The organism is Botrimarina mediterranea (genome assembly GCF_007753265.1).
Lineage (GTDB): Bacteria > Planctomycetota > Planctomycetia > Pirellulales > Lacipirellulaceae > Botrimarina > Botrimarina mediterranea.
Map to the genome: position 1 here is coordinate 4595264 of NZ_CP036349.1, position 12183 is coordinate 4607446.

The following is a 12183-nucleotide window of genomic DNA, read 5'->3' on the forward strand; positions in this document are numbered from 1 at the left end:
CATGGCCCGAAAGCATCTCCTCCGCCGCCAAACGCTCAGCGCGGCCCTGCTGCTCTCCGCCCTTGCGACGTCGCCTACCTGGGGAGAAGACGACGGCTGGATCGAGTTCGGGGACGCCCCGCAGCAGCAAGAGCAAGGATGGATGATCCCTCCGGAGCAATTCGACCAATGGGTTTTCCAACATGCGTCTAACATCCAGGGCCAGCGCAAGGAGTTCGAGACCAAGTTGGCTCTGGCGATCGACAACGTCAACGACGTTTGCCAACTGACGGAAGAGCAACGGTTGACGCTACGCCTCGCAGGCGAAATAGAGATCAACCGCTACTTCGCGAAGTACAAGCAGGTAAAGGCCTACTACATCAAGACCAAGCCCGACCAAAACAACTTCAACGACATCTGGCAGCTGATCCAGCCGCTCCAGCAGATCGCCCAGGTTGGGCTGTTCGGCGAGGACTCGGCATTGGTGAAGGCGTCGCAAGAGATGCTCAAGGGGGAACAACGGAGCCGCCTTCGCGAGTTGGAGAAAGAACGCCGCGACTACCGCTACCGGGCGCTCGTCGAGGCGTATGTGATGCTTTTCGACGACGTCGCGCCACTGAGTTCCACTCAGCGGGAGCGGCTGGTGGCTGTTTTACTCGAGAACACTTGGCCGCCAAACGTGTTCGGCACGAACGACCAGCACTACATCATGCACCAATCGAGTCTCCTTTCCCGAAAGAAGATCGAGAAAGCGGTCGACGGCCCCCTGCTCGACTTGGTTTACGACACTTTCCAAAAGGGCAAGGGGTACAAGAGCTTCTTGGAATCCCAAGGAATCAAGCCTTATGCCGAGGAGGATGAATGATCGTTCCAGCGATCTTGCGGCGCCGCGCCGCCTACACTTCGGTCCTTGCGGTGCTCACCGTCCTTGGATGGGGCGACCGGCCTTGCTATGCACAGCTCCCGGTCACGATGCACGGGGAGGCCGTGCCCCGCGACATCCGCGAGATGTACGACCGCGGCCTCCAGTACCTGGCGGGCTCTCAGAACGAGGACGGCGACTGGGGGAACGGCGGCTACCAAGGGGCTGGCACGACCGGAATGGCGGTGATGGCGATGCTCGCCTCGGGCGAGGACCCCAACTTCGGCGTCTATAGCGTGCAGCTCCGCAAGGCGCTGCGCAGCATGATCCGCCAGCAGGACGCCTCCACCGGGTACTTCGGCAACAGCATGTACCACCACGGGTTCGCGACGCTCGCCCTTTCCGAGGCCTACGGCGCCGTCGACGACAGAGACCTCTGGCCCCAGGGGGAAGGAGACCGGCAACGGTCGATCGGCGAAGCCCTCGAGCTCGGGGTGCGCGCGTCGATCACGTCACAAAAGAACAACCCTACTTCCGCTTGGCGTTACTCACCCAACGGCAACGACGCAGACACCTCCGTGAGCGGCGCGGTGTTGATGGGCTTGCTGGCCGCTCGGAACGCGGGGATTGAGGTCCCCGACGAGTCGGTGGACAGCGCGATCAAGTATTTCGCGAACATGACCAGCGAGAACGGGATGGTCGGGTACTCGGGTGGTTTTGGGGGCGGCTTTGACGAATCGATCGCTCGCATATCCATCGCCACCCTTGTCTATGCAATCTCTCGGCAGAAGGACCTCCCAGAGTACGAGGCGACCCTCAAACATCTGTCGCGAAACCTCGAACAGACTGGGGCAGGGCATTACCAGCAGTACACCGATTACTACAAAGCGCAGGCCCTGTTCCAGGGCGACATCGAGGCCTGGGAGAAGTGGAACAAGCTGCTGGTGCGGCGGTTGCGAGACTCCCAGCAGGAGGACGGCAGCTTCAGCGGGCAACTAGGCCCAGAGACCAGCACGCAGCTCTCCCTGCTGGCGTTGGCGGTCAATTACCGCTTCCTTCCCATCTACGAACGGTGATCGCGTGCGAAGGACCAACTCTCTATTGCTGCTCGGTCTGATGGGGATCGCGATACCCATTAGCGCCACCTCGCCGACCGGAAGCCTGTTCCTCACCAACGGCGGCCAACTCTCTGGAGAGTGGCGAGACAACGCTTCCGCCGACGAAGTCTCTTGGCAGCCCCCTTTCACGAACGAGCCTTACGCCTTTCCCTGGGGTAACGTCGCCTACGCCCAATTCCCGCCGCCACGCGAGGCGGCCGCTCAGCCCGGCGCCTACCGCATCGACACGACAAGCGGCGACGTGCTCGTTGGCGATCTTGTCGACGTGAACCCGGAGTGGGTCACCCTGGCCGTTAACCTCGGCCCCCGGCGTGGCGAGGAGCCAATCAAGGTCGCACGAGCGAGCATCCGCAGCATCACACGGACCGACGGCGCCGGAGGCCGGGTCTACATGGGCCCCGACCCGTTGTCTGAATGGACAACAGGCGACGGGGACGCGTGGCGTTACTCGCAAGGCGCGCTGTCAACTTCCCGCCACGACGCCGTCGCCTACAGGGGAATGACGCTCCCCGAGAAAGCGCTGATTGAGATCGAGGTCTCCTGGAAAGTCAAAGCGGACTTCTCACTCGAATTGGGCGTTCCTCGATACCGCGGAAAAGCAATCGGCTCGCAAGTCGGCGCCGACGAGGAACTCGCCAATCTCGCGGAGAAGCTTGCACTCCCGATGCGGGGCCGCGTGCGCCAGGCGCCGAATCGAGAGAGCTCGGAAACGACGAACGCCTTCCGACTCGAAACCGTCTCCGACTACCTGGTCGCCGTGCGCGAAACCGACGAAGCGACAAACCTGACCATCATCAGGAAACTCGATAAGGGCGCCGGACGCGTCAGCCTCCTGCTCTATCTCGACCAGCCCCAGAACCGCCTGGTAGTCACTTCACTCCGCAAGGAACAGCTCGCCGAACTGAGCGTGGATTGCGGCGAAAATCCGCTGGAGAGCGGCGTGCTGCTCACCAACCGGGAGGGCGACATCCAGCTTGACAAGCTTTATGTCAGCGAGTGGAACGGAGAGTCGCCAACCACAGATCGCACCGATCAGCCTTCCGTCACGTTGACCGACGGAAAGATCGTCTACGGCGAAGTTGTCGGCTACCAACCGGATGACAAGAAGCTGCTGTTCGCCAAGCCTCCGGAACGACATGCGCCTGCCGAGAAAGATGTCGAACCCGACGCCGACGCGAGCCCCGCCGAAGAGCAACCGGAGGAAACGGAAGAAGAGGGGGCCGACGAAACGCTCACAGGTGACCAAACGCAGCCCGCTGCTGAGCCTGACTCGGAGGAGCCTGACTCGGAGGAGCCTACCTCTGAGGAGACGCCCAACGAAGTCGCCCTCGACGACATCGCTTACATCTATTTTGCCTTGCCCCAAAGCCCAAGCGCGGCCCCGGCCCGCCCCGACAATCTGCTCACCGTCGTTTCACACGAAGGTCTGAGGATCACCGGCGTTGCGAGAGGGGTTGCAAACCAAGAATTGAGTCTTTCGTCCGAGAGCCTCGAGCAGCCGCTCCACCTTCCCCTCAGCGAGATCCGCAGCGTCCGGACCTTCGCCCAGCCTCAACCGGTCGAGCAGAAATGGTCGGTCCCTCGGCTCGAAGTCGAAGGATTGCAGACGTCGGGCGAACTCACGGGCGCCGAGGCTTCGCCGGGCGGCTCTTGCCTGCTGTGGCGACCCCAGGGGAGTCGCAACGCCGTGGCGTTACGTAACGACGCCTCTGGCCGGATCGACTTTCGGCTGCCCAAAGAGTCCAAGCCCGACGACCCCACGCTCACGCCAAGGAGGCGGCAGCCGAACAATGGCATCTTCGGAGCGATCGGCGCCATCTTTTCCAGAAAGCAGGCGACGTCAACGTCAAGAGAGTCGCACCCTACGCCGTCCCAACCGGCGATGATGTACCTGCGGCTCGGCGACAAGATCCCTTGCAAGATTGACCGGATCGACGAGCAAGGCGTCTTCTTCAGTTCTCCCTACTCGAACGCCGACTTCGCAACCCATGAAAACATCAAAGCGATCGAACTCGTCATCCGCGGCGTCGATGGCCGGCTGACCTCGGATCGAAGGGACCATCTGCTCACGCTCCCCCGCATGCGAGCGCAGAATCCTCCGACGCATTTGCTGGTGTCGACACGAGGCGACTACGTCCGTTGCCGGTTGCTGAGGCTCACGGAGAAGACTGCGGACGTCGAGATTGGACTCGAGGAAACCCAGCTTGACCGATCCCGTATCGCACGGATCATCTGGCTTGATCCGCCGCCGGACGAAGACGACGAGCCAACAAGCAAGAAGGCCGAAGAGTTGGGTGCGGCAGATCAGCTCCGGGTCCAAGCGGTGCGCCGCGACGGCGTGCGTCTAACCTTCCGCCTCCAAGCGTTCGAGACCCCGTCCGAGGAGGAGCCAGCGGGAGCCTCCAAAGACGCCGCCCCCGCGCTGGTCGGCGCCAGCGACGTGCTCGCCGCTTGCGTGGTGAAGCTGGCGGATATCGACGTGTTGCTGTTCGGCGACCGCATCGAGCAGGCGGCCGCCGAGCTGTCCTACCAGCGTTGGAAGATGCGTCACGCCATCGAGCCTCGCGACGTCATCGAAGGCGAATCCGAAGACGTGTCCGCAGGGTTCCCACTCGTTGGTCTACAGGCGCCCGAGCTGCAGCTCCCCTTCTTCAACCAAGGCGACCGGAAGCAAAGGAAAGAGTTCAAGGTCGTCGACTACAAGGGGGACGTCCTGATTCTCGACTTCTGGGCCAGTTGGTGCGGCCCCTGCATGCAGGCGATGCCGAAGCTACAGCAAATAGGCAACGATTACGCGGACAAGGGCGTTCATGTCGTCGCCGTCAACTTGCAGGACAGCGCGGAGGAGATCCGCGCCGCGTTGCTCCGATTGAAGATCGAGCCAACTATCGCGTTGGACCGTGACGGCGTCGCCGCCCAACGCTACCAGGTGACGGGCATCCCTCAGACCGTACTGATCGACCGCGAGGGAAACGTGGCGAACGTCTTCGTCGGCGGGAACTTTGAAGAGAAACTCCGCAACGCCATCGATGCCGCCCTGGCAGAAGCTGAGGACGCCCCTTGAGCGCTGATAGGCCTTGGAGGCGAATTCGGAAGATACGAAGAAGCGCAGCGGTATTGGTCGCTTCGTCGGCTTCGATGTATCGGGCGAATGGCGCGTATTTCGGCGCAAGTCAATTCTAAGAAGCTCTGACAAACCCTAAGTTTAAGAGCTATAGCGTACTTTATTTTGCCGTAGCGTCTCGCACAGAGACGCGGAGACGTAGAGGGTAGGCAGCGAAGACTCACGCCAAGCCGCCAAGGCGCAAAGACAAAGTCGTTGAGAAATCGCAAACGATCGCGCAGCAACGCGTTCTTTGCGGCTTAGCGCCTTTGCGTGAGTCTTGAAGGCATCCAACTCTGCGTCTGTGCGCGAGACTTCCACGTCGCTCCGTGGATCAGAGCGAGGCTAGAAACGCTACGGCCAAGTGAAGCACGCTCTAATCTATCTTCTTTTCGGTGGCGTTAGTCCTCCTCGCCGGGGTCGGCTGTTCTGCGGCCGAGGTTGCCGTAGCGGTGGTAGTCGTGCGAGATGCTCTGCTCCGCAACGCACCACAGCAGTTCAAGCCGGCCGCAAGCGCTGACGGGGGCGTCGGCGAGGTACGCCAGCGATTCGGCTGCCCGTTGACGGATCGAAGAGGGCGCCCGGTCGGGCGCGGCGTAGCGTAACCTCACGCCTTGGTGTTCGAGCTTCGCGGCGAGGGCGCCGTCTCCTTCCATGAGGAACTCGACGTCGGCGCCCCAGCTGTCGGTTGCGACGTCGAGCGACTCGACGAGCCGCACCAGCGGCGTCGGCAGGTCGGGTGGCGAACTGATGACCGTCCGGCAACCGAGCGTCCGCGCCGCGACGACGCGGGCGACGACCTCGCAAGGCGTGTCGTCGGAATGGAGGCGGACGACGACTTGGTTCAAGGGCAAGTAACGCCGCACGTTGTCTTGCCCGACGAGGTTGAAGTGGTCATGTTCGCTGAGGAACTCTTCGTCGGCGGCCGCGGCGTAGCTCGCCACCGCGCCGTGGAGCCAAGTCGCTTCTTCGGCATGGATCACTTCGGCGGCGAGGAGGTCTTCGACGAGCGTCGACAACTCGGCGTCATCGACGGGAGAGATGTCGGCGTCGCCGCCCTTTGGCGCGTCTTCGAGCCGCATCAACGGGGCGACGTAGTTGGGACCGCCCGCCTTCACGCCCGGCCCGACCGAAGAGAAACCGAGGCCGCCGAACGGCTGTCGCAAGACGATCGCGCCGGTGGTCGGGCGGTTGATGTAGAGATTGCCGGCGCGGATGCGTTCGCGCCAGAGGGCGTGTTCGCGGTCGTCGAGGCTTTCGATTCCCGACGTGAGGCCGTAGCCGGTCGCATTCACAAGATCGATCGCTTCGTTCAGGTTGCGGGCGCGCATCACGCCGAGGAGCGGTCCGAAGAACTCGGTTGTGTGCGCCGTCGATCCGGGCCGCACGCCCCATTTCACTCCGGGCGAAACGAGGCATGGGTTACCGTCGAGGGACATTCGCGGCTCGACGGCCCACGTTTCGCCTTCTTCGAGCTCGGTGAGGCCGCGTCGCAGATCTCCCGAGGGCGCATCGATCAGCGGCGCGACGCGCGTCGGCAACTCCCAGGCGCTGCCGACTTGCAGACTCGTCACCGCATCGATCAGCGTGTCGCGGAACGACGGGTCGTGATAGACCTCGTCTTCGAGGATCAGCAGCGATGTCGCCGAGCACTTCTGCCCGGCATGACTGAACGCCGAGTGTAGCACGTGGGCGATCGCCAGTTCGCGGTCGCATAAGGCGGTGATGATGGTGGCGTTCTTGCCGCCGGTCTCGGCCGAGAGCCGCATGTCGTGGCGGGCGGCGAGCATCCGCCGGGCGGTCTCGGTGCCGCCGGTGAGGATGACTTGATCGACGGCCGGGTGCGTCACGAGTCGCTCGCCGGGGCCGCTCCCGGAGCACGGCGCGAACTGCAACGCCTCGCGCGGCACGCCGGCGTCCCAGAACGCGCGGCAGAGGTGGTGCGCCGTCAGCACCGTGTGGCTGGCGGGTTTGAGGATCACCGTGTTGCCGGCCGCCAGAGCCGCCGCGACGCCGCCGCAGGGGATCGCCAGCGGGAAGTTCCACGGCGAGACGACCGCAACGACACCCGCCGCTTGAGCCCGCAGGCCCGGCGTACGCGCCCAATCGACGGCCGACGCGCCGTAGAAGCGGCAGAAGTCGATCGCCTCGGAGACCTCGGGGTCGCCTTCGGTGAGCAGCTTGCCCCCTTCGGCGAGCATCACGCCCAAGAGGTCGCCGCGGCGTTGGGCTAGCAAGTCGGCGACACGGCCGAGCACGTCGCGCCGTTCTTCGGGCGATCGCCGACGCCAGCCGCTCGGGTCTTCCGTTGCGCAGGCGACGGCGCGGTCGATGTCGTCGTCGCTCGCCAACTGAAAGGTAGCGACGAGGACGTCTGGACGCGACGGGTCGTGCGACGGCTTGGTGGACCGGCCGCTGATTTCTTCGCCCGCGATGACGAGCGGGACGGCTTCGGCGCGCTCGCCGCAACGTGGGGCCCACTCGGCGAGGATCAACTCGGCCCACTCGCTGTGGCGCGGCAGTGTCCAGTCGGTGTCGGGCTCGTTAACGAACTCGTCGATCGTCGTCGGCGCCGCGATCGTCGATGCTGGCGACGTGCGACGGTCTTGCGTGCGGCGCGGACTGTCGTCGAGTTGATCCACCAGTTGGAGCGACTCAAGAAACTGCGCTTCTAGCCGCCGCCAGTCGTCGCTGTCGGGCCGGATGTTGAAGGCGTGACGCAAGAAGTTATCCGGGCCGGTGTTCTCGTCGAGGCGCCGGACGAGGTAACCGATCGCATGCAAGAACTCTTCGTGCCGGCAGGCCGGCGCGTAGAGGAGCATGTCGGGGGCGATCTCCGTGAGCGCGCGGCGTTGGTGGTTCGCCATGCCTTCGAGCATCTCGAACTGCACGTGACCGAAAGCGTCGGCTTCGGCGACCTTGACGAGGGCGTGCGCCACCGTGAAGAGGTTGTGCGACGCCACGCCGAGCCGCACGGCGGTAATGTTCTCCGGACGCAATCCCTCGTGCAGCATTCGCAGGTAGTTGGCGTCGGTCTCGGCCTTGTTGGTGAACGGCGCCTGGCGCCAGCCGCGGTGGCTCGCTTCGACGCGTTCCATCTCCATGTTGGCGCCTTTGACGATCCGCAGGGTGATCGGCGCGCCGCCCTCCGCGACGCGGCGCCGCGCCCATTCGTTGAGCTCTTGTTGCACGGCGAACGAGTCGGGGAGGTAGGCTTGCAGCACGATGCCCGTGGACGCCTGCTCCAGCCCCGGGCGGTCGAGCGCCATCGTGTACGCCTCGAACGTGAGCCGCATGTCGCGGTACTCTTCCATATCGACGTAGACAAACTTCGGCGTCACGGCGCCGTCGCTGCGGACGAAGCGGCCCGCCTTGGCGGCGCGGAAGAGCTTCTCGAGCCGGTCGGCGAGCAGGCCAACGGTGTGCTTTCGCGCGACCGACATGATCTGCGAAGAAAGCGTCGAGGCCTTGACGCTGATCACCTCGATCTCGTCCCGCTCAAGCATCGACAGATAACCACGCATCCGTCGCGCGGCCTCGGCTTCGCCCAGGAGCGATTCGCCGAGGTGGTTGACGTTCATCCGCAGCCCCTCTCGGCGACGGGCGTCGAGGTGCTTGCGCAGGTGCTCCGGCTCGGCGGGGAGGATGACGTTGGCGGTCTCACGCTGCATCTGCTCTTTGACGAGCGGCATCGCGACGCCCGGCAGGTAGCCGCCGAAGGTCTGGAAGCCGGTGAGCATGCCGCGCTCGATGGGGCTGAAGAAGCGCGGCACGCCCTGCACGTCGAGGACGTGAATCAACTGGTCGGCGGCCCTGGACGCGGTGTGCGAGCGGAACGCCTGGTCGGTCATCTCGACGAGCGTCGCTTTGTCGCCGGGGTTCTGCAGCATGCGGTCGAGCTCCGCTTGTTGGCGGCGTTCTTGCGGCGTCTGGAGCTCGGCGGCGCGCTGTTGCAGGCGTTTCGCTAGCGCGAGCGCCAGCTGTGTCGAGGGCGTATGGGCCGAGGAGGGATCGACCGGCAGACGCTGGAGGAACTCGGGCAGGCCTGAGCTAGGGGAAGTCGCTTGAAGGGGCATATCGATCGGGTACCGTCCGGCAGAAGTGATGAATCAACCTGCGGTAACTCTACGCACCTTGGCTTCCGCAGGCAGTTTGGGGCCCTCCCGGCCGGGGGTTTGGCCCCGGGATTTTCCTAGGGAATAGCCACTGGCACTGATATACTCTCGCCTACACGGCCTCGAAGTGGGGCCTGGCCCCGCCGGGACAGGCATTCGACTGTCCCTCGGGCTCCCCGCCCGCGGCTGAGTGGTGTTGGTTAGTCTCGAGTAAGTTTCTGCCGCACGCATCCCGTCACTGCATCCCTTGGAGCGTCTCATGAAGAAAGCTGTGGTCACTAGCGGCCTGATGGCCGTTGCCCTCTGCGCTGTCGGCGCGTCTAGCGCGACGGCGATGGACTTCTTCTATGTCGGCCCCGCTGGGGGCAGCTTCTTCGACACGATGAACTGGAACGACGCCCCGGACGGCTCTGGTTCGTTCCTCGCCACGCCGGTGATCGATGGCGGGACGAATCTGGTTGAGCATTCGCTGGTGATCGACGGGGACTCGGTTCTCGCTGGAATGGGCCTGTCGTTCGGCATGGGCTCGCTGTCGCTCGGTACGGGCTCTGCCCTCACCGTGAGCGGCGACGACTTGGTCTTTGGTTCGGGCAGCTCGCTCACCTCGAGCGGAGCGTCGCTGATCGTCGATGGCGCGGGCGACGCCGGCCAGGTCCAGTTCAACTCGGGCTCCACCGTCTCGCTCACCGACACAACTCTCACGGCGTCCGACGACATCTTCTTTCGCGGTTCGATCTCCATCACGGATTCGATACTCGAGAGCCTGGGAGATGACATCGAGTTCCAGTCGAGCGCTTCAATCGTTTCGATCTCAGGGTCCGACTTCCTTGCGTCGGGGACGGGCTCCGGCGGCGGGTTGAACCAGGTGATCTACGTGCGGACTTCGACCGATCAAATCTTCGACTCGTCGTTCCGCGCCGGACGCTTTGGCGTGGTGACGGATGGGGTCGGGACCACGACCGACGTGAAGATGACCGACTCGTTCATCCACGTGGACGGCGACATCGACAACGTCTTTGCCTCGTCTAACGGCGGCGTTCACCGGCTGACGCTTGCCGGCGATACGGAAGTCATCGCGGACCAGCTGCAGATCGTCGCGATGTTCCTGGATGACTCGTCTAGCGCGACGTTTACGGATGACGCCGACGACGACGGCGGCACCTGGCTCGCCGACAACGCGTTGGTTCGACTCGACTCGGTAGACGCGTCGGTGACGTTCGAGCAGAGCCAGCCGAACGACGCCCGCTCGCGCGTTTTCGACGGCGTCAACCTTACGACCTACGCCCTCTCGCCCGGCAACTTCTCGCCGAGTGACTGGGACGGGATGTCGGCCGCCACGATCCGGCTGGTCCCCGAGCCGACGACGCTCGCGCTCGTGGCGCTTGGCTGCGGGTTGCTGGTGGGCGGGCGTCGTCTCGCTTGATGACGGCTTCATTCGTTTAGCAATGGTGGGCGTGCGGGGCCGAGCCCCGCACGCCCTTCCCTGTTTCGACCCCTCCTAGGATGACCCGCCTTGAACTCTCGTGTATGGATGTGGCGAGAAGTCGCCGTCCGGGCAGCGCTCGTTGTGACGCTCGCCTCGGTGGGCGTCTCGGCCGACGCGGTGAAGATCGTGATCCCCGGCATCAGCACGTCGGCGACCGACAACCCGTTGCGGAGTGTCGATACGATCGGCATCAGCCCGGACGGGACAACGCTCGCCTTCGTCGCCAACCTCGGCGGCACAACAGCGGACCGGCTCTATACGATTCCGATCACGGGCGGGACGCCGACGCAAGCGGTCAGCAGCTCCGAGGTCGATGACATCCCGTTCTACACGCCCGATGGGCAGACGCTGGTCTATGTCGATTCGGATGGCGGCGTCGACAAGGTGCACCGCGTCTCGACCGCGGGCGGCGCTGGCATGGTCATCAACGATGTGGACGTGAGCTTCGGCTTCCGGCTCAGCCCCGACGGGCAAACGGTCGTCGTCGCCACGAGGGATGGCTCGGACGACGTGCTGCGGGCGTTCCCGACCTTCGGCAACGGCCCGGTGGTGAATCTCTCGTCCTCCGCGGTCGAAGGGGACGTCGATACCGAGACATTCAACTTCAGCGCCGACGGGACGGAGGTCTACTTCGCCACCGACAGCCGTTTCCGTGGCGCCAATGAGTCGTCGCTCTACCGTGTGCCGATCACCGGCGGGCCGGCGGTCGAGATCCCGATCGCCGGGACCATCCCCACGAGCTTCGACATCGACCACGTCTTCTTTGTTGACGATACGGTCTACTTCAAGGGCGACTACGCCGTGAATGGCGAGAACCAGATCAACACCCTCCCCGTCACGGGAGGTGTGCCACAGGTGCTCCCGATTAGTAACCTGTCGTCGTCGTCCGACGTGGACAACTTTGCGATCTCTCCCGACGGCAAGACCATCGCGTTCAGCGCCGACCTCCAAACGATCGGCGTCTTTGAGTTGTTCGTCGTGCCGATCGAAGGGGGTGAAGCCATTAAGGTGAACGATCCGTTCTCGGCCGAAGCGATCGACCTCGACATCACCGGCGACGGCGTGCCGGATATCTCCGACGGCGACATTGATAGCGACGTGCTCCGCGAGCCGCTGGGGCTCGGCATCGTTTGGTCGGCGGATAGCCGAAAGATCGTTTACTTGGCGGATGGGGAGGTGGATGGGGTGTTCGAGCCATACGTGGTTGAAAATCCATTGTTCGAGGCGGTCCCGGGAGACTACAACTCGGACGGCCTGGTCAATGCGGCCGACTACACGGTGTGGCGTGACACCTTGAACTCGACCACCGACCTTCGCGCCGACGGCGACGAGAGCGGTCAGGTGGGGCCGGAAGACTACGCGATTTGGGCGGGAGGTTACGGCGGCCCGGCTGACGCCGAGGGCGTCGCGGTCCCCGAGCCATCGACGTGCTTGGCACTGGCGTCGTGCCTGTTGGCGTCGATGGGCTGGCGGCGGCGGTGAACGGCGTTGCGTGAGTTTGCGGAGCTACTAAGTCGTTG

6 protein-coding genes are annotated in these 12183 nt (G+C 64.1%); 5 read left to right on the forward strand and 1 reads right to left on the reverse strand.

Features of this window, described 5'->3' with window-relative positions; genetic code table 11:
• The first annotated feature begins 1 nt into the window (after position 1).
• From Spa11_RS17695 to Spa11_RS17705, 3 genes are read left to right on the forward strand one after another with little or no spacing between them, the layout of a single operon-like run.
• Entirely contained in the window at positions 2-844 is an 843-nt protein-coding gene (locus Spa11_RS17695; RefSeq protein ID WP_145114675.1) for a hypothetical protein, read from the forward strand.
• Positions 841-1917: a prenyltransferase/squalene oxidase repeat-containing protein gene (locus Spa11_RS17700; protein WP_315851335.1), complete on the forward strand. Its 1077-nt coding sequence runs from the start codon at positions 841-843 to the stop codon at positions 1915-1917. Before Spa11_RS17695 ends, Spa11_RS17700 begins: the two co-directional genes overlap by 4 nt.
• Positions 1918-1921: 4 nt before the next feature.
• Positions 1922-5023, forward strand: a complete 3102-nt coding sequence (locus tag Spa11_RS17705; protein ID WP_145114677.1) for a TlpA family protein disulfide reductase — start codon at positions 1922-1924, stop codon at positions 5021-5023.
• 440 nt (positions 5024-5463) lie between these two features.
• Here the strand turns inward: Spa11_RS17705 and Spa11_RS17710 are convergent, their stop codons facing one another.
• Positions 5464-9138, reverse strand: a complete 3675-nt coding sequence (locus tag Spa11_RS17710; protein WP_145114679.1) for a proline dehydrogenase family protein — start codon at positions 9136-9138, stop codon at positions 5464-5466.
• 298 nt (positions 9139-9436) lie between these two features.
• On the opposite strand from Spa11_RS17710, the gene Spa11_RS17715 reads away from it, so the two are divergent.
• Both Spa11_RS17715 and Spa11_RS17720 read left to right on the forward strand, forming a co-directional pair.
• On the forward strand, positions 9437-10600 hold the full coding sequence (locus Spa11_RS17715) for a PEP-CTERM sorting domain-containing protein (RefSeq protein ID WP_145114682.1): 1164 nt from the start codon (positions 9437-9439) through the stop codon (positions 10598-10600).
• Between the two features lie 90 nt (positions 10601-10690).
• Complete coding sequence (locus Spa11_RS17720) at positions 10691-12145, forward strand: TolB family protein (protein ID WP_145114684.1); 1455 nt, start codon at positions 10691-10693, stop codon at positions 12143-12145.
• Positions 12146-12183: the final 38 nt, after the last annotated feature.

What these genes read in the sequence shown, in the direction of transcription:
- Spa11_RS17700 (WP_315851335.1), top strand. Translation starts at nt 841, where the DNA reads ATGATCGTTCCAGCGATCTTGCGGCGCCGCGCCGCCTACACTTCGGTC.
- Spa11_RS17710 (WP_145114679.1), bottom strand. Translation starts at nt 9,138, where the DNA reads ATGCCCCTTCAAGCGACTTCCCCTAGCTCAGGCCTGCCCGAGTTCCTC.
- Spa11_RS17695 (WP_145114675.1), top strand. Translation starts at nt 2, where the DNA reads ATGGCCCGAAAGCATCTCCTCCGCCGCCAAACGCTCAGCGCGGCCCTG.
- Spa11_RS17715 (WP_145114682.1), top strand. Translation starts at nt 9,437, where the DNA reads ATGAAGAAAGCTGTGGTCACTAGCGGCCTGATGGCCGTTGCCCTCTGC.